Source organism: Mesotoga sp. (assembly GCF_035363035.1).
GTDB lineage: Bacteria > Thermotogota > Thermotogae > Petrotogales > Kosmotogaceae > Mesotoga.
The window spans coordinates 1-26,275 of record NZ_DAOSEH010000004.1; the positions used below are offsets into that span (position 1 = coordinate 1).

23 protein-coding genes and 2 riboswitches are annotated in these 26,275 nt (G+C 52.8%); of the genes, 4 read left to right on the forward strand and 19 right to left on the reverse strand.

Annotation, left to right across the window (positions count from 1 at the left end; all coding sequences use genetic code 11):
• Positions 1-336: 336 nt before the first annotated feature.
• A complete protein-coding gene (locus PKX57_RS01260; RefSeq protein WP_472415839.1) occupies positions 337-1,614 on the reverse strand; it encodes a sensor histidine kinase in 1,278 nt (425 codons plus the stop codon).
• Positions 1,595-2,272, reverse strand: coding sequence for a response regulator (locus tag PKX57_RS01265; protein WP_213921173.1), 678 nt, complete (start codon positions 2,270-2,272; stop codon positions 1,595-1,597). The genes PKX57_RS01260 and PKX57_RS01265 overlap by 20 nt, the downstream gene beginning before the upstream one ends.
• A gap of 153 nt (positions 2,273-2,425) precedes the next feature.
• On the opposite strand from PKX57_RS01265, the gene PKX57_RS01270 reads away from it, so the two are divergent.
• On the forward strand, positions 2,426-2,686 hold the full coding sequence (locus PKX57_RS01270; protein WP_213921172.1) for an NAD(P)H-dependent oxidoreductase subunit E: 261 nt from the start codon (positions 2,426-2,428) through the stop codon (positions 2,684-2,686).
• A gap of 7 nt (positions 2,687-2,693) precedes the next feature.
• On the opposite strand, the gene PKX57_RS01275 is transcribed toward PKX57_RS01270, so the two are convergent.
• Both PKX57_RS01275 and PKX57_RS01280 read right to left on the reverse strand, forming a co-directional pair.
• Positions 2,694-3,443 (reverse strand): nitrilase-related carbon-nitrogen hydrolase, encoded by a 750-nt coding sequence (locus PKX57_RS01275; protein WP_214049978.1) that lies wholly within the window; start codon positions 3,441-3,443, stop codon positions 2,694-2,696.
• Entirely contained in the window at positions 3,440-4,042 is a 603-nt protein-coding gene (locus PKX57_RS01280) for a pyroglutamyl-peptidase I family protein (RefSeq protein WP_213921170.1), read from the reverse strand. Before PKX57_RS01280 ends, PKX57_RS01275 begins: the two co-directional genes overlap by 4 nt.
• A 111-nt stretch (positions 4,043-4,153) precedes the next feature.
• Between PKX57_RS01280 and PKX57_RS01285 the strand changes: the two genes are divergently transcribed.
• A complete protein-coding gene (locus PKX57_RS01285) occupies positions 4,154-6,103 on the forward strand; it encodes a prolyl oligopeptidase family serine peptidase (protein WP_213921169.1) in 1,950 nt (649 codons plus the stop codon).
• Positions 6,104-6,118: 15 nt separating this feature from the next.
• Positions 6,119-7,123 (forward strand): GNAT family N-acetyltransferase, encoded by a 1,005-nt coding sequence (locus PKX57_RS01290; protein WP_470745798.1) that lies wholly within the window; start codon positions 6,119-6,121, stop codon positions 7,121-7,123.
• A 47-nt stretch (positions 7,124-7,170) separates the two neighbouring features.
• Here the strand turns inward: PKX57_RS01290 and cysS are convergent, their stop codons facing one another.
• The 15 genes from cysS to PKX57_RS01365 form a co-directional block, all read right to left on the reverse strand.
• Entirely contained in the window at positions 7,171-8,559 is a 1,389-nt protein-coding gene (gene cysS, locus PKX57_RS01295) for a cysteine--tRNA ligase (protein WP_472415841.1), read from the reverse strand.
• Positions 8,560-8,591: 32 nt separating this feature from the next.
• Positions 8,592-9,845, reverse strand: a complete 1,254-nt coding sequence (locus tag PKX57_RS01300; RefSeq protein WP_472411751.1) for an adenylosuccinate synthase — start codon at positions 9,843-9,845, stop codon at positions 8,592-8,594.
• 4 nt (positions 9,846-9,849) lie between these two features.
• Complete coding sequence (gene purB / locus PKX57_RS01305; RefSeq protein WP_213921166.1) at positions 9,850-11,148, reverse strand: adenylosuccinate lyase; 1,299 nt, start codon at positions 11,146-11,148, stop codon at positions 9,850-9,852.
• A gap of 25 nt (positions 11,149-11,173) precedes the next feature.
• On the reverse strand, positions 11,174-12,433 hold the full coding sequence (gene purD / locus PKX57_RS01310) for a phosphoribosylamine--glycine ligase (RefSeq protein ID WP_213921165.1): 1,260 nt from the start codon (positions 12,431-12,433) through the stop codon (positions 11,174-11,176).
• 11 nt (positions 12,434-12,444) lie between these two features.
• Entirely contained in the window at positions 12,445-13,965 is a 1,521-nt protein-coding gene (gene purH / locus PKX57_RS01315) for a bifunctional phosphoribosylaminoimidazolecarboxamide formyltransferase/IMP cyclohydrolase (RefSeq protein WP_214047452.1), read from the reverse strand.
• Positions 13,937-14,590, reverse strand: a complete 654-nt coding sequence (gene purN, locus PKX57_RS01320; protein ID WP_214047451.1) for a phosphoribosylglycinamide formyltransferase — start codon at positions 14,588-14,590, stop codon at positions 13,937-13,939. Before purN ends, purH begins: the two co-directional genes overlap by 29 nt.
• On the reverse strand, positions 14,575-15,600 hold the full coding sequence (gene purM, locus PKX57_RS01325) for a phosphoribosylformylglycinamidine cyclo-ligase (RefSeq protein WP_213920361.1): 1,026 nt from the start codon (positions 15,598-15,600) through the stop codon (positions 14,575-14,577). The genes purN and purM overlap by 16 nt, the downstream gene beginning before the upstream one ends.
• Complete coding sequence (purF, locus tag PKX57_RS01330) at positions 15,597-17,018, reverse strand: amidophosphoribosyltransferase (protein WP_472415843.1); 1,422 nt, start codon at positions 17,016-17,018, stop codon at positions 15,597-15,599. The genes purM and purF overlap by 4 nt, the downstream gene beginning before the upstream one ends.
• Positions 17,000-19,204, reverse strand: a complete 2,205-nt coding sequence (gene purL / locus PKX57_RS01335) for a phosphoribosylformylglycinamidine synthase subunit PurL (RefSeq protein WP_214047450.1) — start codon at positions 19,202-19,204, stop codon at positions 17,000-17,002. The genes purF and purL overlap by 19 nt, the downstream gene beginning before the upstream one ends.
• Positions 19,185-19,901 carry a phosphoribosylformylglycinamidine synthase subunit PurQ gene (gene purQ, locus PKX57_RS01340; RefSeq protein ID WP_213920358.1) on the reverse strand — a complete coding sequence of 239 codons (717 nt, stop codon included), beginning with the start codon at positions 19,899-19,901 and terminating at the stop codon, positions 19,185-19,187. Before purQ ends, purL begins: the two co-directional genes overlap by 20 nt.
• A complete protein-coding gene (gene purS, locus PKX57_RS01345; RefSeq protein ID WP_213920357.1) occupies positions 19,898-20,143 on the reverse strand; it encodes a phosphoribosylformylglycinamidine synthase subunit PurS in 246 nt (81 codons plus the stop codon). The genes purQ and purS overlap by 4 nt, the downstream gene beginning before the upstream one ends.
• On the reverse strand, positions 20,140-20,856 hold the full coding sequence (purC, locus tag PKX57_RS01350) for a phosphoribosylaminoimidazolesuccinocarboxamide synthase (RefSeq protein WP_169698417.1): 717 nt from the start codon (positions 20,854-20,856) through the stop codon (positions 20,140-20,142). Before purC ends, purS begins: the two co-directional genes overlap by 4 nt.
• Before the next feature lies 1 nt (position 20,857).
• Positions 20,858-21,358: a 5-(carboxyamino)imidazole ribonucleotide mutase gene (gene purE / locus PKX57_RS01355; protein WP_472411744.1), complete on the reverse strand. Its 501-nt coding sequence runs from the start codon at positions 21,356-21,358 to the stop codon at positions 20,858-20,860.
• A 51-nt stretch (positions 21,359-21,409) separates the two neighbouring features.
• Positions 21,410-21,510, reverse strand: a riboswitch (purine riboswitch).
• Between the two features lie 24 nt (positions 21,511-21,534).
• A riboswitch (purine riboswitch) is annotated at positions 21,535-21,635 on the reverse strand.
• 73 nt (positions 21,636-21,708) lie between these two features.
• Complete coding sequence (locus tag PKX57_RS01360; RefSeq protein WP_213920354.1) at positions 21,709-22,485, reverse strand: hypothetical protein; 777 nt, start codon at positions 22,483-22,485, stop codon at positions 21,709-21,711.
• 68 nt (positions 22,486-22,553) lie between these two features.
• Complete coding sequence (locus PKX57_RS01365) at positions 22,554-25,001, reverse strand: hypothetical protein (protein WP_470745795.1); 2,448 nt, start codon at positions 24,999-25,001, stop codon at positions 22,554-22,556.
• 381 nt (positions 25,002-25,382) lie between these two features.
• Between PKX57_RS01365 and PKX57_RS01370 the strand changes: the two genes are divergently transcribed.
• Positions 25,383-26,234 carry an aminotransferase class IV gene (locus tag PKX57_RS01370; protein ID WP_213920352.1) on the forward strand — a complete coding sequence of 284 codons (852 nt, stop codon included), beginning with the start codon at positions 25,383-25,385 and terminating at the stop codon, positions 26,232-26,234.
• Positions 26,235-26,275 lie beyond the last annotated feature (41 nt).

Here is a 26,275-nt window from a genome sequence, read left to right on the forward strand (position 1 = left end):
TATTCTAAAATCAACCCCTTGAAATAATAAGAATGCTTTTAAGTGAATTCTACCACAGTGATTGTTGAACAATGCAATATTGAGTCTAATACGACATTATTATCAACAAACAATTATAATTAACATAAATTTCTAAAAAAATATTCCCAACAGCTCAACTTATGCATTTCGAAAGAAGCGAGGGGAGGACTTAAAACCTGTATCCAGAGCGGTGGTGGGTGGTGCATAGTGGTTAGCGGGTGGTGAATACGGTTTTTACCAAGAATCTGGACGCGTGACGTCGAAACAACCGCTCTTTCGAAGGACGGCTTCTAATGCTCTTCTTGCATCTCGCCTCTACCCGGCTCTTAGTTTTATCTCAAAGGTGCTACCTTTGTCTGGCTCGCTTACGAGATTTATCTCCCCTTTCATGGTTCCCACCAGCTCTCTGGCGATGGCGAGTCCCATTCCGCTTCCGGTGCTGTTGTGAGATCTTTCGGATTTGTAAAACCTTTCGAAGATTTTCTCATGTTCCACAGGTTCGATACCCGGACCGTTGTCTATCACCTGTATGTAAAGATATCCGTCGTTAAGAAAGCTTTTTAGAACAACTGTCGATCCGTCGTAGCTGAACTTCACCGCGTTCTCCAGAAGATTGCCAAGCGATGTGGTGAGCGGCTCTATCATCACGGTCGACACGAGGTTGTCTTCACATTCTATTTCTATCTCTATACCTCTCGGATCGGAGAGCGGTCTGTAAGACAAAGCGATGTCCTCCAGCAGTCTCTTTATGTTCACCGGTTCGGCTTTCGCCTTAATTTCCTGCGAGCTCTGTATTCTCGCCATTTTTATGAGCTGGTTCACGAGGTTTTGCATGTTCCTGGTCGCAGTGTCGATCATGCCGATCTTACTCGAAACCTCGGGATCGAGCTCCTTCTCTCCAAGCATATCTAGGCCGAGTCTTATTATCGAGAGCGGTGTTTTGAGCTCGTGCGAGGCATCGGCCGTAAAGCGCTGAAGTCTCTGGTAGCTCTCCTTAAAGGGATTTAGAACGTATCCGGCCAGTGCCAGACCGATTATCCACGATATCGCGGCCGTCAGCAAAACAAGACTCAGGAGCGCCCAGAGCAGGTTTCTCATGATATTGCTCAGCTCGCTAACCGGTTTGCCTACCCTCATGAACACGACCGACTGACCGGCAAGGCTGGTGAGCGATCTGGTCAGAAGCCTGTATTCGCTTTCCCTGTCGGAGTAATCGACCACCATACCGTTTGCGAAGCCTTCTTTGAGAGGAATTACACTGAGCAGTCTCCCTCCCAGCTGGAGAATGCTTTCACCCGAGGTGCTGAGGAACTGCATGTATTCGTTCTCGGCGGTGAAGAGATCGGGATTCTCGGCGTAGTTTCTAAGAATTCTCTCCAGGGTTATCAGGGGTGCCCTGCCTATTCTCGTGGCTATCCTGTCTGCCATCTGGTTGAGACCGGCGTAAGAAGACCTGGTTTCGTATCGCAGCGCGAAAAAGAAGACTATCACGCACAGGATCGAGACTATCGAAACGACGACTATGGTAAAAAATGTTGTCCATCGTATTCTTGCGCTTTTAAAGGATAGCTCCTCACTCTTCACTGATTTCATAACCCATACCCCGCACGGTTTTTATCAGTTTCTTTCTGTAACCGCCATCGATCTTCTTGCGCAGGTTCTTTATATGGCTCCGGATAACGTCCGACCAGAGTTCGTCCTCCTCGTTCCAGATATGATCTTCCAGCTCGCTCTTGGAGATCACTCTCCTCTTGTTGATCATCAGGTATTCGAGTATCTGGTACTCTTTCTTTCTCAGTTCGATCTTCGTCGAGCCCCGATAGACGCTCTTGTCGGATATATTCAGAACGAGATCTCCGCAAACGAGTTCGTTCGTAGGTGCCGCGACGGGCGCGGTTCTTCTCAGAAGCGACTGTATCCTCGCCAGTAGTTCGCGCATATCGAAGGGCTTGGAAAGATAATCATCGGCTCCCAGATTGAAACCCCTTATTTTGTTATCGACGCTATCTAGCGCGGTGAGCATCAGTACGGGCGTAGTACAGCCCTTTCGTCTCATCCCTTCAAGCACTTCCCAGCCCGATAGACCCGGCAGGAGAACATCCAGCACCACAAGATCGAAGGGGCCGTTAAGGGCCATGTAAAGCCCTTCCTCCCCTTCTGCGGAGAGCTCTGCCGCATAGTTGTTACTCTCGAGGACCTCTTTAAGAAGCAGTCCCAGGTCGTGTTCGTCTTCCACGACGAGTATCTTCACAACGATCCCACCTTTCGTGAGAATAATATCACGGTGGAAGCACGCAGAGAAATCCCGTAGGATAAGTAAGTACTTTACAGACCCTTCAACCGGGAAACGGACAGGATAGAATATAATATTATTGTGAAACTAATCACAACTGGAGCCGTACCTATGCTTATAAGAATCTGTATGGGAAGTGCGTGTTATGTTCTTGGAGCTTCGAAAATCGCCAAAAGATTGCAGGAGTTGATCGATGAGAAGGCTCTGGCCGACAGTATCGATTTCAAGGCCTCTTTCTGCATGGGCCCATGTTCTGAGGGTGTGGTGGTGGAAGTCGATGGCCAGAGGCATTGCCGGCTTTCACCGGAAAACGTCGAGGAGTTTTTTCAAAGGGAGATACTCAACCAAATCGAAAAAAGAAGCGATCGGTGAACCGGGCTCACATATCTTCGAGGGCCGGGAACTTCCTTCTCCAGGCTCTCATTCTTTCCACAGCCTCATCTTTCAATTCCCATATAAGCAGCTCTCCGACCTTTTCCACCTCGACTTCGTCTCCGTTGTGATCGATCAACATGGATTTTGTGCCGCCGTACTCCACTCCCTTTCCGTCGCTACCTGTCCTGTTTACCCCGAGAGTGAAGCATTGATTCTCGACCGCTCTGGCTCTTAGAAGTACTTCCCAGTGTCTGGCTCTTGCGGACGGCCAGTTAGCTATCACTACCAGCAGTTCGGCCGGAACGTTCTCCCTGAAAAGTTCGGGGAAGCGGAGATCGTAACATACGTTGAGAGATATTTCTATGCCTTGGTGAATCAGAGATATGGCCTGCCTGCCGGGAACGTAGCTTTTATGTTCATCAGCGTAAGTGAAGAGTTTGCGCTTTCCGTAGGTGACAGGTCCCAGATCGGTAGATAGGAACGAAGCGCAGTTGACATATCCGGACTCTTCTCTCTCCACGTGACCGTAGACGGCCGCGATCGAAGTTTTCCTCACCAGTCCATCGAAAAAGCTATCGCTGTATGGTGTACAGGTCTTTTCGGGATTCAGGGAGAAGCCGCTCAGAGACATTTCGGGAAAGACCAGCAACTCCACGTGTTTTTTAAAGGCCTGATCGAAGATATCCGCGATCTTTTCCATGTTTTTTGCCGGATCCTCCCAGGCTATGTCTAAGGCCGCTCCGCCGATGATCATCTTCCATCACCCACGATCACGTCTATCATCCGGGAGAGAATTGCGGCCGACAGGGCTGCGTCCATAGATGCCAGACCGTTCTTTCCAACCGTCTGCTGGGGGATGCAGGGTATGTGCACGAAACCGACCGGAAAATCTTTGCCCGTCGAGACCAGGTACTCCATCGTCCTGTAGAAGAGATAGTTGCAGACGAAGGTGCCTGCCGTGAATGAGAGCGATAAGGGCAGACCATCTCGCTGGAGCGAGTCGATTATCTCCACAAGCGGAAGTGTGGAAAAGTAAGCATCGGCGCCTGAGATTGAGATTCTCTCGCCCCGCGCGATGTAGCCGTTGTTATCGGCCTTCGTCGATTCCTTCCAGTTTATCGCTACCTTCTCGGGAGTGACGGCCGTCCTTCCGGCAGCCTGCCCTAGCATGATAATCGCTTCCGGCGCCGTTCTCTCTATCTCTGTCATCAAAGGGATGAAGGCGTCGTCGAAGACCGTGGGCAGTTCGACCACCCTCAGATCTGACCTCATACCCGCCACTTTCTGTGCGACGATCTTAGATGCGTTGATCCCGTCGCCGCCGAAGGGGTCAAAATGACTCAGGATAACCATTTCTCCACCTCGCAATCTCTATAAGACAATGATATCATTGATATCATTTTACTCGAACGTACAGTCTGAATGAGAGACTGCGGAAGATTTCTTTGACAAGGAGTGGTTGGTTTGAAGAAGATAAGACTCGAAGACGTTCACAGATACTCGGCCGTAGGCGATGTCCACTTTCTCCCAAACGGAAGGGAATTTCTCTTCGTCCACAAGACCATCGACAGGGAGAACAACAAATACCTGAGCAACATCTGGTCGGGTGACCTCTCCACCGGTAAGGTCACCCAGCTCACCAGGGGCGATAAAGACGGCTCACCCGTGGTCGACCCCGAAGGCAAGAGTTTGCTCTTCACGTCCAGAAGAGAGAAAGATGCGAAAGGCACGGAGCTCTACCTTCTGCAGCTGGGTGGAGGTGAAAGCAGGCTCGTTAAGACTCTCAAAGGGGGTTTCTCGTCTATATCCTGGGTCGACGAGGGAAATATACTCTTCACCACGAAAGTGGCTCCCGGCGAAAACCCGGAGAAACCGGCCGAGGAAGAACCGGTAGAGAAGAGAATCTACGTGATAGACAAAATCCCCTTTGTTTCAAATGGATCGGGCTTCACCGAAAACAGGATCTCTCAACTGCACACTCTGAACGTCGAGACCGGCAAGATGAAACCCCTGGAAGCCGTCAAGGGCGATGTTCAATCGGTCGAGCTCTCGCCCGATAGAAAGAGGGCGGCCATCATTGTCAAAGAGGATGCCGAGAGACGCCCGCGCTGGAACAATCTGTATATTCTCGATCTGAAAGGCGGAAGTACTGAGAGGATCGGAGATGATTCGATCTCCGTGTATGCCTGTGTATGGGCCTCCAGCGACGAACTCTTCGTTCTAGGTACCGATCTGGCAAAGGGCTTTCCGACGAACCCTTATTTCAACTTCGTGGATCTGGAGAGCAAAGAGCTGAAGCCTCTACGCAGGGATCTCGACCTCTATTTTGGAAACAGTCTCAACAGCGATGTTAGAGGCTTGTCTGGAGAGTCTCTCAGGGTGAAAAAGGGAAAGCTATACTCGATCATAACCTCGGGACCGGACTCCACGATCGTCTCACTGGATAAGTCAGGTGAAGTGGAGGACGTTATGCTCTCCGACGGGAGCATCGATTGCTTCGACATCAACGATTCAGGCGATCTTATTTATACGAAGATGACGCCGGTACAACCTCTAGAGCTATACTGCAGCAAGGCGACCGGCACGAAAAAATTAACCAATTTCAACTCCTGGATGAAAGGCTATCAGCTATCGGCGCCGGAAAGCTTCAAAATCCAGGCCTCCGACGGTGTCGTCATCGACGGCTGGATAATGAAGCCGGTGGACTTCGACGAAAAGGGCAGATACCCGGCAATAGTAGAGATACACGGAGGTCCAAAGACGGCTTATGGCAACGGTTACATACACGAGTTCCAGGCTCTGGCGGCCTCTGGATACGCGGTAGTTTACTGCAATCCCAGGGGAAGTTCGGGATACGGCACGGATTTTGCAGATATACGGGGCCACTACGGCGAACGGGATTTCGACGATATTATGGAAGTCCTGGAATTCGTTGTGAATGAGTACGATTTCATAGACGAGGAGAGGCTGGGTGTCACGGGCGGTTCCTACGGCGGTTTCATGACCAACTGGATCGTCGGCCACACCGACGTTTTCAAGGCGGCCGTTTCACAGCGGTCGATATCAAGCTGGATCTCTTTCTTCGGAACTACGGATATAGGATACTATTTCGCACCCGACCAGGTAGGCGACGACTTCTTCCAGAACCTGGAAGGCTATCTGCGCCAGTCGCCGCTTACTTACGCGCCGAACGTCGAGACGCCCATACTGTTCATACATTCTCTGGAAGACTACAGGTGCTGGGTGCCTGAAGCGATGCAGCTCTTCACCACCCTGAGGTACCTCGGCAAAGAGGCCAGGATGGTCCTCTTCCCAGGTGAAAACCACGAACTCTCCAGGGGCGGAATGCCGGTGCATCGTGAAAAGCGACTGAAAGCCATTGTTGAATGGTTCGACACCCATCTCAAAAAATAGACGGGGAGAGGTATATTGGATATAAGGTTCGCCACAAAAGAGGATAACGAAAAACTGCTGGATATCGAGCGTAGATCGGCGCAGGAGGGCAAAATCTGGGTCGTAGGCTATAAAGAAAACTTCTTCGACAGGCTGAAGTATTACGGTAACGGCTCCATTCTCCTGGCCGAGGAGAAGGGCGACATAATAGGCTGTATCGGTATAGCCTTCGACGAGTACCTTGTCGATTCCGTACCGAGAAAGGCGATATACCTCTTCGGGCTGAGAACCAACCCGGCCTACAGGATGAAGATAGCCCGCTGGTTGAAGGCTATAATACAGGAACTCGAGAACAGGTACGGGGAGAGCGAGTTCGATTTCGCCTACGCTTCCGTAAAGGCAGACAACACGGCATCGAAGAAGATTCTGGCGCACATGGGTTTTTCTCGCTTCGCGACACTAGATTTCTACGCCTGCCCCGTTCTGCATCGCATCAAAAGTACCGGGGTCTACGTGGAAAGGCCCGACATGAATAGAGTGCGCGGCCTTTACAGCGGCATGTCCGGTCGTTTCGACCTCGTTCCAAAGCATACGCGTATCTTCGAACCCATGATAGAAGAGGAGAGGTTGAAACTCTTCACCGGAGAGGGAGCCAGTGCGCTGGTCTTCGACACTTCGGGAGAGTCGGATTTCGGGATAGCGAAGTTGTCACCTGGATTGAGAGCCTTCCAGGTAGCAGGCAGGTCCCTCCTTTCGCCTCTGGCGCGTGTCCCGGGAATGAAGGAAAGGCTCAGGATCTGGGATGTGCTCATTCTAGATTACGGGACTCCCCGCGCCGCCAGAAGAGTGGTCGCGGAGATCCACAAAGAGGCCTGGAAAGAGAAAGTGACTCTGCTCAACTTTGCGCGGGACAGCACCCTTGGCAGCCTAAAGTCTGCGATCGGCCCTTTGAGTTTCAAAATACCCTTCGATATAATGATCTTCGAAAAGAAAGAAATACCCAGAAAGGGCCGGCCAGTGATCTGGGTGCCGGCCCTGTAAAGAACAGAGACACCGGAAGACCGGGGCGATGCTTTCGCCGCCGGTCTTCACTTTTTTCTTATTTTGTATCCATCACGGTCGTCGAGGATTTCGTACCCTTTCTCCGAGATCAGGTCCCTCAATTCGTCGGCCCTTTTCCAGTTCCTGTCTTTTCTGGCCTGTTTACGCTGCAGCGCGAGCTCTTCGATCTCTCCGGGTATCGTATCGCTCTCGACTTCAGCCAGCCCGAGCGCCAGAACTCTGTCAAACTGTTCTATCAGCGCGAGTTTTTCGCCGGCCGACAGATCTTCGCTGTCGATAACCTTCCAGAGCACCGCCAGGGCCCTGGGCGTGTTGAGATCGTCGTTTATGGCTTCGTGGAACTCTTCAAGCAGTTGCGGGTCGGCGAAGGCTGAAGGGCTTTGACTCTCCTTCAACTCAACTATACCGATCTTGAGTCTTTTCATGGCGTTCCTCGCGCCGTCGAGAGCTTCGAAGGTGAAGGCCAGCTGCTTTCTGTAATGAGCGCCGAGCAGGTAATACCTGTAATCCATCGGGTCGTATCCCATGTCGATCAGCGTCTGGAGGGTGATGAAGTTGCCCAGCGATTTCGACATCTTTTCACCCTCTCCGATCACGAGAAACTCCGAGTGCAACCAGTAATTGACCCACTCGTGGCCGAAGGCCGCCTCGCTCTGGGCTATTTCATTGGTGTGATGTATGGGGATATGGTCGATCCCGCCGGTGTGTATGTCGAACCTCTCGCCCAGGTATTTGGAGGACATGGCCGAGCACTCTATGTGCCAGCCGGGGAAGCCTCTTCCCCAGGGTGAATCCCACTGCATCGCGTGGTTGGTGTATTTGTACCGGGTGAACCAGAGCACGAAGTCGAAGGGATTTCTCTTGTATGGATCGCTTTCCACCCTCGATCTCATTCTATCTTCATCTAGTTGCAGTCTGGCGAGTTTGCCGTAATCGGGAAGTTTGGACGTGTCGAAATAGACGTTTCCGCCGGCAATGTAAGTGTAGCCGTTGGCCTCTATCTTTTTTATCATCTCTATCATGTCGCCCACGTGTTCGGTCGCCCTGCACGTGGTCGTGGGAAAGAGTATACGCAATCTTTCCAAATCTTTGAAAAAAGCCTTCGTGTAGAAATCGACGATCTCCCAGACGGTCTTTCCTTCTCGTCTGGCACCAGCCTCCATCTTGTCTTCGCCTTCATCTTCGTCGCCGGTGAGGTGGCCGACGTCTGTAATATTCATCACGTGGTTCACTTTGTAGCCGTTGAAAAGGAACATCCTCTTGAGGGTATCGGCAAAGATATAGGCCCTCAAGTTGCCTATGTGTGCGTAGTTGTAAACGGTCAGTCCACAGGTGTAGAGTTTCACCTCCCCCGCAGTCAGCGGTTTGAAGACTTCCTTCTCTCTCGACATCGTGTTGTTGAGTCGTATATCCATGCTCTGCCTTCCCTCCTTTCCCCGTCAGGGGATCAGATATTTATTATCAGGTCGTTCCTGGTCTTCATCTCTTCGGTTTTAGGACCGTAGGAGATGTAGTCGATCTCGACGCCGGTCTCTCTCTCGATGAAGGTCATGTACTTCAGGAAGTTTATGTGGTCGGTCGTGGGCCAGCCCTTTACCGTCTCATAGATTGGCTTTGCCCTGAAGAAATCGTACGAGGTAGAGGGCACTTCCTTCACTACCCCATCCACATCGTAAGCCACGCAGACTTTGACTTCTTCCAGTCCGTTGAGCACATCGCCTTTGGTTATGACGAATCCGGTGAGCCCCGATCTGATCCTGGCGTACCTCAACGCCGGCAGGTCGAGCCAGCCCACCCTCCTCGGCCTTCCGGTTGTAGCGCCGTACTCCTTGCCTATCTCGCGTATCTTCTCTCCAGTTTTGGTGAAGTCCTCGGTGGGGAAGGGACCGGCCCCCACTCTTGTGGTGTAGGCCTTCAGCACGCCGTAAACGCTGTCTAGCTCGAATGTAGAGAAACCAACCGACGAAACGCCATGTGCCATGCATGCTCCGGAGGTCACGAAGGGATAAGTTCCGAAATCGAGATCGAGCAGAACGCCCTGGGCTCCTTCGAAGAGTACCGAGGTACTCCTGAAGACGCGCGACATATCTACGGCGCTGGTGAAATTTACCTTCAGTCTTTCCAGTTCACCGCGCAGCTTCTGGAGGTATTTGAACATATCCTCCGGCGAAACGGTGAGCCTGTTGTTGTATATATTCTGTTTCATATGGTATATCGATTCCAACCTCTCCCTGAGCAGGTTCTCGTCGAAGAGTGTATAGAGTTTCAGGCCTTCTCGCGACACTTTGTCGGTGTAGGAGGGGCCAATCCCTCTGCCCGTGGTTCCGATAGGCTCTTTACGCATAGTCTCGAGCAGCACGTCCTCCTCTTTGTGCCAGGGGAGAACTGCGAAGGCCTCCGGGTCTATGTAGAACCGGCAGGAGATGCCCGGGAAGTCGGCCTCCAGAGTCTCGAACTCGTTTATTAGCTGCTCCACGTCTATTACCATTCCGGCCCCAAGAAAGCCCCTGGAAGCGTTCCTGGGTTGTATCGAAGGCAGAAGATGATTCACATATTTCTTGCCATCGACGTATATTGTGTGGCCGGCATTGGCCCCGCCGGAGAACCTGACTATCCACTCGAAATCCTTCGAGAAGTAATTGACTACCTTTCCCTTTCCTTCGTCGCCCCACTGGGCTCCCACAATGGCCAGTCTCTGCATTGGATCAGCCTCCGTCCAAGATTCTTTTGAAGATCGGATCTACGTTTCTCAGATAGTACTCAGGATCGAAGAGTTCATCTATTTCGCGCGAATCAATGTACTTTTCTATCTCACGGCTTTTCGCGACGGCTTCTTTGAAGTCCCGGCCTTCGTTCCAGCAGTTCAGGGAGAGCTCCTGGACAAGCTTGTAGGCTTCTTCCCTTGCCATGCCCTTTTCGACCAGCGTCAGCATTACGCGCTGGGAGAAGACCAGGTTTCTGGAAGCTTTGAAGTTTTCCAGCATCCTCTCTGGATACACTACCAGATCCTTCGCCAGATCGATAGACTTCTTCGCCATATAGTACAGAAGCATGGTGGCGTCGGGTAACATTATTCTCTCGACACTGGAATGAGAGATATCTCTTTCATGCCAGAGGGCTATGTCTTCCAGGGCCGCGCCGGCGTAACCTCTCAGAAGCCGGGCCATTCCGGTCAAGCGCTCGCAGATTATGGGATTCTTCTTGTGGGGCATGGCCGAAGAACCCCTCTGCCCCTTCTTAAAGGGTTCCTGGACTTCCAGGACTTCCGTCCTCTGAAGATGCCTGAACTCGACGGCCATTCTCTCGATTGAAGAGGCCGCAATCGCCATAGCCGAGATGAATTCGGCGTGGATATCCCTTGGCACGATCTGCGTCGATACCTCCGTAGGTCTCAGACCTATCTCCCTGAGGGCTATAGCCTCAACCTCTGGCGGTATGTTGGCGTAGTTGCCCACGGCGCCGCTAAGCTTTCCGACCGAAGAGGCCTCCACACTCCTGCGAAGTCGCTCGATATTCCTATCGGTCTCGACCATGAAGGAGAGAAACTTCAGGCCGAAGGAGGTCGGCTCGGCGTGTATTCCGTGGGTCCGTCCCATGCATACCGTATCCTTGTAGATGAGAGCCCGCTCAGCTAGAGCCTGCGAAAGCTCCGTCAGAGCCTGTATTATCGCCAGGCCCGATTTGCGCAAAGCCAAGGAAAGAGCCGTATCGACTATGTCCGACGATGTGAGGCCGAGATGGAAATAACGGGCCTCGTCGCCCATATCACCCGTGACGTATTTTATAAAGGCGATGACGTCGTGATCGACCACCTTTTCGATCTCTGCGATACCTTCGACATCTATTCTAGCCTTCGATCTTATCTTTTCCGCCATTCCGGCCGGTGCAAGACCGGTCTCTTCGTAGGCCTTCACCACCGCGAGCTCAACCTCCAGCCACCTCTCGTACTGGGCTTTGAGTTCCCAGAGCTCCTTCAGGGGCGAAAGTGCGTAACGTTCGATCATAATCAACCTCCCGTGCTGACAAACTCTAGTTTACATCAAATTCGACGCCTATGTCTTTCCTGAATGTCATCCCTTTGAAACGGATCTTTTCCAGCGCACCGTAAGCCTTCCTCACCGCTTCGCCAAAATCTCTCTCCAGTGCCGTCACGGCAAGCACCCTGCCGCCCGTCGTTACGACTTTCTCTCCGCTGTATCCCGTACCGGCTTGGAAGAGAGTGCAGTTGCCCTCGGTCAGTCCAGACACCTCGCAACCCGTTACGTAACGGCCCGGGTACCCTTTCGAACAGGCCACGACCGTCACGGCGCACTCCTGCTTTAGCCTGAGCCGCTCCTCTTTCAGCTGGCCTCTGGCGCAATCGTACAGAACTCGTGCCAGATCGAAGTCGATCCTGGGCAGTATCGCCTGCGTCTCGGGATCGCCGAAACGGCAGTTGAACTCCAGAACTTTCAGTCCGGCCGGCGTATTTATGAGGCCAAAATATAGAAGTCCCGTGTAGGTGAGACCTTCTCTCGCTAGCCCTTCCACCGTCGGGAGAAGGATTTTATCCCTGAACTCCTCGCGAAGCCGGTCCGTATAATCGGGTACGGGAGAGATGGCTCCCATTCCACCGGTGTTGGGGCCGAGGTCTCCGTCGAAGGCTTTCTTGAAATCCCGGGCCTCTGCCAGCTCAACCATACGCTTTCCGTCGGACAGGACGAAGACGGAAAGCTCTCTCCCGCTCAGGTATTCCTCTATAACAACACTTGAGCCGGCCTCTTTCAGAGAGTCGTCGATAAGCAAATCCTTGAGTATTCGATGCGCTTCCTCCTGCCGGTCTGCTATGAATACACCCTTGCCCGCGGCCAGTCCGTCGGCCTTTATCACCAGGGGTAGCTCAAAACTCTCCAGCTCGGCAAGAGCCTGCAGGTAGTACCTGGCGCTCGCGTGACGGGCTGTGGGAATACCGTGGCGGTTCATAAATCCTTTGGCGAAGATCTTGCTGGTTTCGAGCCTGGCACAATCTCTGGTGGGACCGAATACGGCCAGATCCCTTTCCCTGAAGCGATCGACCATGCCCATTGAAAGAGGTTTCTCCGGACCGACGATAGCCAGGTCTATCTCCTGTTCTTTTGCAAAGGTCAGCAGACCGTCTATATCGCAGGGATCTAACGGAACGTTTTCCGCGATTGAGGATGTTCCGGGGTTTCCCGGCGCGCAGAAGAGCCTCTCCAGCCCTTCGCTTTGGAAGAGTTTCCATGCAAGTGCGGCCTCACGGCCGCCGTTTCCTATTACCAGTATTCTCATGATTTTCGCCCTCAATGCTTGAAATGACGCATGCTCGTAAAGACCATCGAAAGCCCGAGTCTGTCGGCCGCCTCTATGGAGTCTTCATCTTTGATCGAACCCCCGGGCTGGATTATAGCTCCGATCCCGGCCTTCGCGGCCGCTTCCACACAGTCCGGGAAGGGAAAGAAACCATCCGATGCCAGAACGGCCCCACTCAGGTCGTAATTCGATTGTCTTATCGCGTTCTCCAGGGCCCAGATCCTGCTGGTCTGACCCGGTCCTATTCCAAGGGTCTGACCTTCCCTGGCCAGAACTATGGCGTTAGATTTGACGTGTTTTACGACCTTCCATGCGAAGAGCATATCTTCCATCTCCCTCTCGTCGGGTTTTTTTGCCGTAACGGTTCTCAATCCCTCCCCCAGCAGGGCGTTATCTCTGTCCTGAACCACCATTCCACCGGGGATCGATTTGAAATCGTACCCGTTGCTCTTGAAAACCGGATCGATCTCCAGGATCCTTATGTTCTTCCTGGCCGACAGCATCTCAAGCGCTTCGGATGTGAAGGCCGGCGCCATTATTATCTCAAGAAAGATGTTTTTCAGCTCTCCTGCCAGCGGGCCATCGACGGTCCCGTTGGTCGCCACTATGCCCCCGAACACAGATACCCGATCGCAACCGTAAGCCTTTTTCCACGCCTCTAAAGTTGTGTCGGCCAGGCCGACGCCGCAGGGATTGGTATGTTTCAGGGCTACAAGAGCCGTATCGCTGGTAAACTCTCTCAGCAGTTCAATCGCGGCTCCCGCGTCGGTGAGGTTGTTGAAGGAGAGCTCCTTTCCCTGTATCTGAACGTACCCTCCGAGCGGGTAACTCAAGGGATAGCGGTAAAGCGCCGCCCTCTGGTGCGGATTTTCACCGTACCTGAGGTCCTGGACCTTTTCGAGCGTAACGCTCATCTTCTCAGTCAGAGTCTCGCCGCACAATCCGCTCAGATGCGAGGCGATCATAGAATCGTAATGGGCCACGTGCCTGAAGACTTTTGAGGCCAGTTTGAGTCTGAAGATTCTGGAAGGACCGCCGGCGTCCAGTTCCCTTAAAACACCTGTGTAGTCGGCTGGATCGACCAGCACAATCACATCGCCGTAATTCTTCGCGGCCGAACGGAGCATGGCCGGACCTCCTATATCTATATTCTCTATCGCCTCCTCCAGCATGATGCCGTCGCCGGAGATCGCCTCTTTGAAGGGGTAAAGGTTCACGGCTACGAGATCTATCGTATCGATCCCCAGTTGCGCCAGCTTCTCCATGTGTGCAGGCAACTCCCTTCTGGCGAGTATTCCGGCGTGAACGGCCGGATGGAGCGTCTTCACACGTCCGTCAAGGCATTCCGGAAAACCGGTCAGATCCGATACGGCAAAAACCTCTACCCCAGAAGCGACCAGCTCCCTCTGTGTGCCTCCGCTGGAGAGAATCCGGAAACCTCTATCTGAAAGCTGTTTCGCGAAATCGACTATCCCTTCTTTGTTAGAGACGCTCAACAACGCTGTTTTCATACGAACCTCCTGTTATCAAAACTCTCTTTCCCCTGACGGTCAATCTATCCTTGCAGAAGAGAGAGACGGCCTTCGGCAGCAATCTGTGCTCGACCAGAGCCACCCTTCCGGAGAGGCTTTCGACCGTATCGTCGCAGAGGACAGGAACGGCTTCCTGCAGTATTATCGGACCGGTGTCGGTTCCTCCGTCGACGAAGTGAACCGTTGCGCCGGTTATCCTGACTCCGCTCTCGATAACCGCTCTGTGAACCCTCTCCCCGTACATCCCCTTCCCGCAGAAAGAGGGTATCAGAGAAGGGTGCAGATTTATTATCCTGTTCCTGAAACGCTCTATGATCTTTCCAGATAGGATCTTTAGAAATCCTGCGAGGACGATCAGATCTATTTCGCAATCTACGATGGTCTGTAAAATCACATCGCTGTAGGCGTCACAGGATCGACTGTTAAAATGCAATATGCGCGAGGGTATAGAGTGTCTCTTTGCTCTCTCAAGCGCGAAGGCCTTTTCGTTGCTAGAGATTACCAGCGAGATCTCTCCATCTATGAAGCCGGCCCTGGAGAGTTCGATCAATCTTTCAAGGTTGCTCCCGTTACCCGATACCAGGACGGCTATCCTCTTCGACAAAGTGTAACACCGCCCTCCCCGGCCACGACAGCACCGATCTCTACAGGTTTTTCATCCTTCATTCCGTGCAGAACGGCATCTACATCGTCGGGAGAGACCACGGTGACAAGACCGAGCCCCATGTTGAAGGTCCTGTAGGCTTCCCTGGTTTCGACGCTGCCCCTCTCGACAATGAACTCTATCAAAGGAGGCACCTCCCAGGAGTCGGTGTGTATCTCGCACTTCAAACCTTTGGGTATCACCCTCGGTACGTTCTCTAGAAGTCCCCCGCCGGTGATGTGTGCGATTCCTTTGGGCTTACAGAGCCCTTTCAATCTTTCAAAGAGCGAGACATATATCCTGGTGGGGGTGAGCAATTCGAGACCGATAGGCCTCGCGATGCCGGGGACGGTCTCGTGCAGATTTATCTTTTCATCGGAGAGGATCTTTCGAACGAGTGAAAAGCCGTTGGAGTGAAAGCCTGATGAGGGCCAGCCTATGAGGATGTCTCCATTCTCGATCGTCGAGCCGTCGATTATCTCCTGTCTATCGACCAGCCCCACGGAAAAACCGGCCAGGTCGTACTCGCCTGCTGCGTACAGCCCGGGCATCTCGGCAGTCTCTCCTCCGATAAGGGCGCTGGAGGCCTGTCGGCATCCTTCGCATACGCCGCTCACGATCTTCTCGATCTTAACTGGCTCAAGCCTTCCGATCGCTATATAATCTAGAAAGAAGAGCGGTGTCGCGCCCATGGAAATTATATCGTTGACGCACATAGCCACGCAATCTATTCCAACGCTATCGTGAATATCCATCGCGAAGGCAAGTTTCAATTTGGTGCCGACACCATCAGTTCCCGAGACCAGAACAGGTTCCTTCATTCCGTCAAAATCCGGACGAAAGAGTCCTCCAAAGGAGCCTATGCCTCCCAGAACCCCTGGCCTTCTGGTAGTCTCCACGTGTCGCTTCATGAGCTCTACGGCCCTGTCACCGGCGTCAATATCGACGCCGGAACTCCTGTAATCGCTCATGTTCTCACCTTCTGATCGGTATCCAGCGTGTACCTTCCGTCGGCGCCTTCTATATCCACCGGGTACTGTCCCGAGAAGCAGCCCGTGCAGAAGCCCGATCGGGAGGTGGCCTCGACTAGTCCCTCCAGGCTGAGGTAACCGATGCTGTCGGCTCCAACCAGCCGTCCGATCTCCTCCACAGAGAAACGCGCCCCGAGGAGCTCGTCCCTGGAGGGGGTGTCTATTCCGAAAAAGCAGGGCCACATAACGGGCGGCGCGCTGATCCGCAGATGTATCTCTCCCGCCCCACAGTCCCTGAGTCTGGAGATAAGCTTCTTTATGGTAGTTCCCCTGACGATAGAATCGTCAACGAGAACGATCGATTTCCCTCTTACAACTTCTTCCAGTACGTTTAGCTTAAGCGCCACTCCGATCTCTCTCTGATTTTGAGAAGGCTTTATGAACGTTCGGCCTACGTACCTGTTCTTCACAAGCCCCTCGAGAAAAGGTATTCCCGAGGCCTCGGAGAAGCCTATGGCCGAAGGCGTACCGGAATCGGGAACGGAACAGACGAAGTCGGCTTCGGCCGGAAACTCTCTGTACAGAATCTTCCCGGCCCTTTTTCGACTCATATATAGACTCTGGCCCTTCATTATGCTGTCGGGCCTGCCGAAATATATGAACTCGAAGATGCAAAGCTTCTCTTCGTTCTTCTCTTCGGGAAGATAGCCCTTCATTCCCGACCTGTCTATCACGACGATTTCGCCTGGCAACACGTCCCTCATAAGGTTCCCTCCAACCGTTTCGAAGGCGCAGCTCTCAGAGGAGAGCATCAGGTCGTTTCCTTTCCTTCCTATACACAAAGGTCTTATACCTAAGGGATCTCTAACGCCGATCAATCTGTCGCAGGTCATTATTATGAGAGCGTAAGCGCCCTTCAATTCCTTCATCACATTCCGTATAGAGACCACGAGATCTTCGTCGGGACTACCTGCCAGGAGCGCCGCGATGACCTCCGTATCTACCGTCGTCTGGAAGATAGATCCACGCTCTTTGAGACTTTCACGAAGTGCGAGAGAGTTGGCCAGATTACCGTTATGACAGAGGGCAATCGCCCCGTGCTTTGTCTTGAAAACTAGCGGCTGCGCGTTGATCACACTGCTGTCTCCCGAGGTTGAGTAGCGGACATGACCGACCGCGAGATCTCCCTTCAATTCCTCCAGCCTCGCATCGTCGAAGACCTCCCCGACCAGACCCATGGCCTTGTGCAGGCGTATGTCCTCGCCTTCCGAGATGGCTATTCCAGCACTCTCCTGCCCCCTGTGCTGGAGAGCGAAGAGACCGTAGTAGGTCGTCCTGGAGGCCCTTCCCTCTCTCGAGAATAAGCCGAAAACGCCGCATTCTTCCTTTAATTCCTCTCTCACGATCTCATCGCGCATTCGATCGCCCCCTTCCAGCGAGCTTCAAGCTCCCCGACCGGCACAGACAAGACCTCCCTGCCGCATACATCTATCTTCAGCTCACTACGGTCGACCCTGCCCAAGACCTGAACGGGCACGCCAAACTCTCCGGCCAGCCCGAGAAGAGAGCCTAACTTCGACTCATCCAGCGAGACCACGATCCTCGACTGGGCCTCCCCGAAGAGAAGCGCATCGATCGGCAAAGTATCGTTAAGTTCGATTTTCGCCCCGAGGCCTTTTCCAAAACAGCATTCGGAAAGCGCAACGGCCAGTCCGCCCTCGCTGCAATCATGCGCCGAGTTGAGTAGCCTCCTTTCTATGGCTTCAAGACAGAGCCTTTGAACTTTCTTCTCCCTTTCGAGATCTATCGCCGGACACTCTCCGATAGTTTTACCTGTGAGCATTCTGAGGTATTCACTACCGCCCAGTTCATGAGTATTCTCGCCAAGGAGGAGTATCGCGTCGCCCTCGTTGATGAAAAAGCTCTCTGTCACCTTAGAGATGTCCTCTATCACACCCACCATTCCAACTATGGGAGTGGGGAATATCGCGCCGGTCTCGGTTTCGTTGTAGAAGGAAACGTTTCCGCTTATAACAGGAGTCCCCAGAACGTTGCAGGCAGCGGCCAGACCGGCTATCGTCTCTTTGAATTGCCAGTAGATCTCTCTCTTTTCGGGATTTCCGAAATTCAGGCCGTCAGTTATCGCCAGCGGTCTGGCGCCCGAGCAAACCAGGTTTCTCGCCGCTTCAGCGACGGCTATCGCAGCGCCCCTGAATGGATCGAGATAACAGTAAGAACCGTTGCCGTCTATCGTTAGGGCTATCGCTCTATCCGTACCCCTTATGCGCAGTACGGCCGAGTCGCTTCCCGGAACCGTTACCGTGCTCGTCCTAACCATATGGTCGTACTGACTGTAAACCCATTCTTTGCCGGCTATAGTCGGTCTTGCCAGGAGCGCGATCAGCGTCTCTTTAATATTCATATCTTCACGTTCGTGTAGATCGAAAAGCCCGACACTTTCCAGGTAGGCCGGTCTGGTTGACTCTCTCGTATAGACGGGTGCATCGTCGGCCAGCAGTCTCGCCGGTAGCGAGGCGACGACTTTCCCTCTCTCCAGTACGGTGAAGAGCCCATCGTCTGTCACCTCTCCTATCACCGTTCCGCTGAGCCCCCACTTCTCGAAGATACTCCCGACCTCCTTCTCTCTTCCCCGTTTCACGACGACCAGCATCCTCTCCTGGGACTCCGAAAGCATTATCTCTACCGGCGTCATGGCCTCTTCTCTTCGCGGAACACAGGAAAGCTCTATCTTTATTCCGCTCCTGCCGCGGCTGGCCATCTCACAGCAGGAGGAGGTCAACCCGGCCGCCCCGAGGTCCTGTATGGCGATCACGGCATCGGTCTTGAAGAGTTCTATGCAGGCCTCTAGAAGCAGTTTCTCCATGAAGGGATCTCCAACCTGAACGGCCGATTTTCTCTCCAGAGACTGTTCGGTCAGCTCGACGGAGGCGAAGGCCGCCCCGCCCATACCGTCACGCCCCGTGGTGGCGCCCACGAGCATCACGGGGTTGCCAACTCCCTTTGCCCTGGCGTACTTTACCTCTTCGTGTCTCATTATTCCCACACACATCGCGTTGACCAGGGGATTGCCCGCGTAATGATCGTCGAAGTAGATCTCCCCGGCCACGGTCGGTATCCCCATACAGTTGCCGTAATCGCCTATCCCCTTCACCACGTTCTCGAATAGGTACCTGGTCCTGGACTTATCAAGTTCCCCAAACCTCAAAGAATTTAGCAGAGCGATCGGTCTTGCTCCCATGGTGAAGATATCCCTTATGATTCCACCGACGCCGGTTGCGGCCCCCTGGTAGGGCTCGACTGCCGAGGGATGGTTGTGACTCTCGACTTTCATCACTACCGCCAATCCCTCACCGATATCGACTATACCGGCGTTCTCGCCCGGACCCTGAAGGATCGCGTTGCCGCCTGTCGGAAGTGTCTTGAGGAGCGCTCTCGAGTTTTTGTAACTGCAATGCTCGGACCACATCACCCCGAACATGGCCAGCTCAAGTAAATTCGGCTCTCTGCAGAGTTTCTCGCAGATCAGGTCGAACTCCGATTGACTGAGACCTGCCAGCGAGTAATCAAGAGTTGACGAGCTCACCGGCCATACCCCCCTTCAGGAAAGAGATCATGGACTTGAAGAGAAGGAGTCCGTCGGTGCCTCCGGTGATCTCCTCACATACTCTCTCCGGGTGCGGCATCATTCCCAGAACGTTTCCCCGTGCATTGGAAACCCCGGCGATGTTCGAGACCGATCCGTTGGGGTTGAACTGCGGGGCGACTTCTCCATCAGCCGAGCAGTAGCGGAAGATCACCTGGCCGTTTTCTTCTAAACTCCAGAGCGTTTCTCCATCGACGAAGTAGTTTCCGTCCCCGTGAGCGACCGGTATCTTGAGAACGCTTCGGCTTTCGAGAGCCTTCGTGAAGGGGCTAGCAGTCGATTCGACCCTCAAAAAGACGTTCTTGCAGATAAATTTGAGATCCCTGTTTCTGAGCAGAACTCCCGGCAGGAGACCGGCTTCGGTCAGTATCTGGAAACCATTGCAAATACCCAGAACAGGCCTTCCACTTTCGGCCATCTCCCTGACGGACGCCATGATGGGTGAGAAACGGGCTATTGCACCGCACCTGAGATAGTCGCCATAAGAAAAGCCTCCTGGAAGTATGACCGCGTCGAAACCTTCGAGGCTCTTCTCCATGTGCCACACGTAACTCGCCTCTTCTCCGGCTTCTATAACGGCGTGATAGGCATCGAGATCGCAGTTGGATCCCGGAAAGACCACGATGGCCACCTTCATCTTTTCTCACCGCTCATTTCGAATGTGAAATCTTCCATGACCGTGTTGGCCAGAAGGGAACGACACATCTCTTCAACTTTTGTCTCGTCCAGACAGCCATCTTCAAGCTCTATCTCAATGATCTTGCCTATCCGCACTCTCTTCACCCCGTCGAAACCCATTGAATCGAGCGCGTTCCTGACCGCCAGTCCCTGTGGATCGGCGATGCCGTTTTTGAGAGTTACATAGACGGTTGCCTTCATTTTCCACCTCCGAGGACTCTTTTCAAAGCCTTCCTGTAACCTTCCTCGATGTTTCCCAGATCCCTCCTGAAACGATCCTTATCCATCTTCTCTCCCGTCTCGCTATCCCAGAACCGGCAAGTATCGGGACTGATCTCGTCGGCCAACAGGATCTCCCCGTTATCCAGCCTGCCGAACTCCAGTTTGAAATCTACCAGTGTTATTCCGGCTTTCGATAAATACTCCCTAAGTATCGTATTCACCCTCAGCGCCATCTCTCTCAACTTGGCGAGTTCTTCTTCATCTGCAAGGCCCAGTGCCAGGATATGGTCGTCGTTGACCAGCGGATCGCCCAGATCGTCCCTCTTGTAGGAGAACTCGACGACCGGCCTGGCGAGTTGCGTTCCTTCGGCAATTCCCAGTCTTGCGGACATAGAACCGGCAGCGATGTTTCTCACGATGACCTCGAGCGGGATTATCTCCACCCTTCTGACGACCATCTCGGTCGAACTCGTCTGTTCCACAAAATGGCTCTCCACACCTTCGCTCTGAAGTAGCTGGAAAAAGTAGGCCGACATGGTGTTGTTAATGGCGCCCTTTCCGATGATGCTGCCCTTTTTCTCTCCATTGAAGGCCGTTGCGTCATCCTTGTACCTTATGAGGTATCTGTCGTCCCTGTCTGTCAGGAAGACCTTCTTGGCCTTTCCCTCGTAAAGCAGATCTCTCGCTATCAACTCAAATCCCTCCCTCTGTATTCGAACGTAACTCTTCGTCGCTATTCAAGACTTCCTCTCGCATTTGCCGAATATACGATTCCAGTCTTTCCCTCACTTGCGGGTATTTTATGGACAGTATCCTGGCAGCCAGGAGCGCTGCGTTCTCGGCACCATCGATCGCCACCGTGGCCACCGGCACGCCTTTAGGCATCTGAACTGTGGATAGCAGCGAATCCAACCCATCGAGCGTGGAGGATTTGACCGGAAGGCCTATTACCGGCAGGCATGTGCAGGCGGCGATCACACCGGCCAGATGAGCCGCCTTCCCTGCTATGGCCACTATCACATCTATTCCTTTTTCCCTCGCCGAGAGTGCGTATTCCATTACAAAAGAAGGTGTGCGATGCGCGGACATGATTCTCAATTCAAAACCAACGGAAAGTCTTTCGAGTGTTTCGGTACATCTTCGGGCCACGGGGAGGTCGGACTTGCTCCCCATAACCACAGCCACTAAAGCCATTGAAAACCTCCACAATAGACTGACCCCGCAAAGGCGAGCCCGCGGGGTCGTTAAATCACAGGACTCACCCATAGCCAGGCAATTTACGGTTGCCGGTAGAGACTCGCGGGCCATATTCCCGCGATTATACAGGTGAAAAATAAAAACGAGAGCCTCAGGCGACTCTCGTTCGGTTATAAAAACGAAAAGTCACCTGTAGCCAGGCAATTTACGGTTGCCGGTAGAGACTCGCGGGCCATATTCCCGCGATTATACAGGCGATGCTTTATTCAATTTTCTTACTCTGAAATACTACCATAAAACGAGTAACGGGGAGTTTTTCTTTGATAATTTTCTCTGAACACTTCCTATCAGAAGAGAAGCCTTATAATCCACTCAAATAGCCCGCTGATCCCCTCGGTTTTCGAAGTGATGAAGCCCACTATCTGGTGAGCCGTGGCCGGCAGCCTCAGAAGGTAATCTCCAAGGCCTTTCTGGTAATAGACGGCGATTATCCCCCTTGCCTCGCCGCCTATGGCCACTCTGGCCGAAGCGAAACCACCGAGCGCATAGTTCTTCGCCAGTGCCGCTCCGCCTATGGCTATGTCGTAAGCGATCGCCAGGCCGCCGACGGCCATGTAAAGCGCTACGGCCAATCCACCGAAGGCTACCCAGAGGCTCGCCGAAACTCCGCCCAGCGATAGAGAGAGTGCCAGCGAAATACCACCTAGCGATATTACACCCAGCGAGATGCCGCCGAGCGAGATAACACCCACCGCGACACTCCCGATGGCTATTATCCCTTTCGCCAGGCCGAGCGGCCTTGTGTTGATATGAACCAGCGGGATTCCCATGACAGTGGTTTTTGAGGTGTACTCGTAGCCGTAGGAACGACCTGTGGTCCTTCCGCCACCTCCACCTATATACCTGGCCTTAGGGTAGATGGTCCGCATCTCGTCCAGGTATTCCCTGGCAAAGACGGATGGATCGCCCAGAACTTCGTAAGGGTCGTTTCGTCCACTGTCGAAGACTCTGTCCCTGACCATTGATAGAACCTCTCTCTCCATCCTCTTCTTAGTTTCTCGATCGGCCAGGATCCTCATCATAACGGCCCGACCGTACGCCTTTATCTTCTTCTCATCGATCATTTCGATTCGCCTCCAGACTGCAAAAACCATTTCTCTTCAGCAATTATAGCAATCCCGAACCAGAGGCATCAGGGGGTGCCTTCTATACTGAAGTAGAAACCGAATTTGCCATTGTAGTAGCTGAAGCCGATTTTGGGATATAAATCGCCAAGGCCGATCGTGGTACCGGCGTTAGCAAAAAGATAAACCAGGGCACCATCAAACGCCAGATTCTTGCCGAGGACCTTCGCACCCAGCCCGACCTCCTTGAAGAAGAGAAGGGGACTCCAGCCGCGGTCTATCCTGAAGAGCACCTGTGCCGCTCCCGCATACCAGTAAAATTCTTCGTCGAAGCCCACCCCTATCTCCACCAGCGTTCCAAGGGTCGGAACGAATAGAGCGTCGAGCGACAGAATCAATCCTATCTTCCCTGCCGTTAGCCTCAATCCAGGATTAAGCGTCAGGTTGAAGATATTTCCTCCCAGAGAAAGCGGCACTTTCATGGACAGATTGCCAGAAGTGTCTATCTGCAGAGTCGCCGAAGAACGGAACCTCGTAGAGGGGTTGATCGGCATCTGGAACAGCTCGGCCGATATCCCGGCGCTACCCAAAGGAAGGTCGGTCTTCCCGAGATTGAGATCGAGAGCGAGATCTATACCGCCTATTATTCTTCCGCTGTATTGAACAGTCAGGGAAGGCTTTAACGTTCCTAAATTGAACGAAGGATTCACGGTGAGCGTGTGCTCTCCGTCGAGCGACATATTCAAGAACAAAAAGCCCAGTGAAAAATCCTTACCGTCGTACTCGATTAGGGGTGCCCGCAGGATAGGGTTCACAAAGTGAAGGAAGGCCTTTTTAAGGTAATCTCCACTTTCGTACTCCGATTCGGCCGGCTCGAAGCTGTCGCTCTCCACCTCTTTAACTTCATAAGGAACGGCCGAGTAATCGAACCGGTAAATGGACATACCCTTCGCCAGGCGTGACTGTCCGAAACCGTATATATAGTCCTCAGATAGAACGGCCTTCTCGAGGTTGGCCCCCTCGGTGAGTCTGTAGATTTCCCCGGTGGAAAGATCCACTGCGAAGGCGTCCATATAACCCGCCTCGTAAGCGGCCGTATAAACTACCAGTCCATTACGGACATCGATCCCCCGGCCCTTCATGTAAGGATCGTCGAGGATTATCTTGAGCTCTCCCTCGCCGAAAAAGCCTATCGCTCCGTTGGTACCGTTTCTGGAGAGGAGCATGACGTAACTGCTATCTTCCGTGACGATCATATCCCTGACCAGCCAGGGGAGTCTCAGAACTTCCATTTTATCGAAGTAGACTGTCGATACGCCTTCTTTTTTGTTGTAAACGGCCGTTACCAGCTTCCCGTCGAAGACATCGAAGGCCGACATCTCGCCTTTATCGAGGAGTCTGACGTTGATCGCGGAACGCTGCTGCCATATCTCCCGCGATACACGGCCTCTCTCAGCGACGGAAGTCATGAGATATGTGCTTCCGTCTTTCCATTTGAGCGAGGTAGCCCCGAAATCGGAGAGTCTTCTATCGAAACCACTGTCGGTTATCTCTCCAAGACCGCGATCGTAAGCTCCAACCCATGCGCTGACCTCTCCGTTGCGTATGTAAGAGAAGACCACGCCCTCTCCCGTGCCTGCCATGTCCATGATCTGCCCGTTCTCGATGGTTTTGATTTCGGTCAGAGTCGCGTAGGCAGTGGATCTCAAAGCCACTTCTTTCTCCCAGTCACTGTATAGATCATCAAGAGTGGCGCCGAAGGCGTTTTTAGCCGAGGTGATCGTACCGATCACAGGCAACAGCCTGCCCGCTCTCTCACGATGAAAATCTTTGACGGCGTCTATTCCGAAGCGTCGGACGAGATAATCGTAAAAGGCCGCCATATAGTTGTAGTAAAGGGCGCCGCTCCGGTAGTCCTCCCTTGAAACGGCGAGAGCATATGCCAGATCAGGAAATACGCCGGCCACATAGTTCTGGTAGGCCAGTTCTCTTCCCCAGAGAGGGTTGTTCAATCTTCCCTCTGAAAGATAACTGGTCGATTCTGCGAAGACGGTCACACCCTCAATGAAGGGCGAGAGATTCTGAGGCGACAATAGCTCCGTTCCCAGAAGGATTCTAGAGATAAAGGCCGGTATGCCCGTAGTATAGGTCAGATGGACGATGTGCGTGAATTCGTGGATCAGCAACTGCCTGTAAAAGTTGGAAACGTTCAGCCTGTTTGACAATGCGGCATCCGATGGCCAGAGATATATATGGATCGTCTTGTGGTTGAAAGGAAGCGCAACGCCGTTCGTATCGGTGCCTTTGTCAAGGAGTACGATGTTGATTCTCCCGGGATCGTTCCCGATGAGATCTATGGCCTTCTGCCTTATAGATTCGAAAGTGTTGCCTATATAGACAGCCAGATCTTCGTAGTCCCCGGGGTAGTAAACGTCGGCGTTTGGAAAGACGAGCACATTTCTGGCCAAAACAAGAACGGGCAATATGAACAGAAGTAAAATAAAAAGCTTTTTCATGATACCCTCACCCTCCTGCCGAAAAGATTTCGGTCGTCCTGTGGATGTTCGATCCTTTGAAATCGTCCCGGGCTTTTTCCAGTTCCCTTACGACTCCTCTCAGATCGATCATCCGGTCGGTCAGCCGCTGCGATAGAATACCCTCGGGCAGAACCCGGGCACCGGGGATTGATTTTTCAGAAACCTCGAAGAATTTCCGGAGGACCCCGTACCAGCGTTGTTCACCGGAAAATAACCTAAAGACGAGGGGTTAATGTGATCTGGCCTGCCCGTTTCGAGTATATTCTAACATTGTTTTCAACCCTTCCGTTCCAAAAGACATTTTCCTATTGCATAATAGACTTTAAGGAGAAACTGATTTCACTTTCGGAGGTTAATATTATGTGGGCATTTCTGGACGGGGAGTTCGTCGAAGAAAAAGATAGGCATATCAAGCTGGAGAACAGGGGTTTGACCTTCGCCGACGGTCTCTTCGAAGTGATAAGGACCATCGAAAACAAGATCCTCTTCTTTGAAGATCATTTTTCGAGGATGCAAAAGAGCGCCGCTCACTTCGATATCACTCTCCCTTACGGCAGCGGCTACGTCAAAAACGCCGCTCTCGAACTTATAAAGAAGAACGGGATTGAGGACGGAGAGCTGTACCTGGAACTCACACGCGGCACCGATCTTCACAGAGAACACAGATTTCCCCCTAAGAGAACACCTTCCACTTTCTTCATGCTGGCACTACCCCTGAGGCACATAGACAGAGAGAGCTGGAAGAAGGGCGTTAAGCTGCTGACATACCCGGACCTGAGACACAGACTCTGCGAGCACAAGACGATAAACCTTTTGCCGAACGTCCTGGCCAAGAACTACGCCTATTCGAACGGTGGGTACGAAGCCCTCATGTATAGAGAAGAGGGTAGCTACAGATATGTTACCGAAGGCGGGAGCTCCAACTATTTCATGGTGAAGGACGGAGTCATTCACACGCCGGAGATAGACAACATACTACCGGGGATAACGAGGGGAAAGGTCGCGAAGATGATTTGCGAGCTCGGCTACGAACTGCACGAAAGAAGGGTAGGGGTAGAGGAGTTTCTCGCCGCCGACGAGGTCTTCCTGGTCAGCACGGTCTCACGCGTCATGCCCGTGCATTCCATAGATGATTTTCACTTCAATGCACCGGGCGCCGTTACTTTGAAAGTTCAAGAAGCTTATGAGAAGATTTTCTTCTCGTTTTTATGATCAGGGGAGTTTGGTAAAATGTACTTGTCGGTTGGCTTTAT

What these genes read in the sequence shown, in the direction of transcription:
- PKX57_RS01260 (WP_472415839.1), bottom strand. Translation starts at nt 1,614, where the DNA reads ATGAAATCAGTGAAGAGTGAGGAGCTATCCTTTAAAAGCGCAAGAATA.
- PKX57_RS01270 (WP_213921172.1), top strand. Translation starts at nt 2,426, where the DNA reads ATGCTTATAAGAATCTGTATGGGAAGTGCGTGTTATGTTCTTGGAGCT.
- PKX57_RS01275 (WP_214049978.1), bottom strand. Translation starts at nt 3,443, where the DNA reads ATGATCATCGGCGGAGCGGCCTTAGACATAGCCTGGGAGGATCCGGCA.
- PKX57_RS01280 (WP_213921170.1), bottom strand. Translation starts at nt 4,042, where the DNA reads ATGGTTATCCTGAGTCATTTTGACCCCTTCGGCGGCGACGGGATCAAC.
- cysS (WP_472415841.1), bottom strand. Translation starts at nt 8,559, where the DNA reads ATGGATATACGACTCAACAACACGATGTCGAGAGAGAAGGAAGTCTTC.
- PKX57_RS01300 (WP_472411751.1), bottom strand. Translation starts at nt 9,845, where the DNA reads ATGCAGAGACTGGCCATTGTGGGAGCCCAGTGGGGCGACGAAGGAAAG.
- purB (WP_213921166.1), bottom strand. Translation starts at nt 11,148, where the DNA reads ATGATCGAACGTTACGCACTTTCGCCCCTGAAGGAGCTCTGGGAACTC.
- purD (WP_213921165.1), bottom strand. Translation starts at nt 12,433, where the DNA reads ATGAGAATACTGGTAATAGGAAACGGCGGCCGTGAGGCCGCACTTGCA.
- purH (WP_214047452.1), bottom strand. Translation starts at nt 13,965, where the DNA reads ATGAAAACAGCGTTGTTGAGCGTCTCTAACAAAGAAGGGATAGTCGAT.
- purM (WP_213920361.1), bottom strand. Translation starts at nt 15,600, where the DNA reads ATGAGCGATTACAGGAGTTCCGGCGTCGATATTGACGCCGGTGACAGG.
- purF (WP_472415843.1), bottom strand. Translation starts at nt 17,018, where the DNA reads ATGCGCGATGAGATCGTGAGAGAGGAATTAAAGGAAGAATGCGGCGTT.
- purQ (WP_213920358.1), bottom strand. Translation starts at nt 19,901, where the DNA reads ATGAAGGTGGCCATCGTGGTCTTTCCGGGATCCAACTGCGATCTCGAT.
- purS (WP_213920357.1), bottom strand. Translation starts at nt 20,143, where the DNA reads ATGAAGGCAACCGTCTATGTAACTCTCAAAAACGGCATCGCCGATCCA.
- purE (WP_472411744.1), bottom strand. Translation starts at nt 21,358, where the DNA reads ATGGCTTTAGTGGCTGTGGTTATGGGGAGCAAGTCCGACCTCCCCGTG.
- PKX57_RS01360 (WP_213920354.1), bottom strand. Translation starts at nt 22,485, where the DNA reads ATGATCGATGAGAAGAAGATAAAGGCGTACGGTCGGGCCGTTATGATG.
- PKX57_RS01365 (WP_470745795.1), bottom strand. Translation starts at nt 25,001, where the DNA reads ATGAAAAAGCTTTTTATTTTACTTCTGTTCATATTGCCCGTTCTTGTT.
- PKX57_RS01370 (WP_213920352.1), top strand. Translation starts at nt 25,383, where the DNA reads ATGTGGGCATTTCTGGACGGGGAGTTCGTCGAAGAAAAAGATAGGCAT.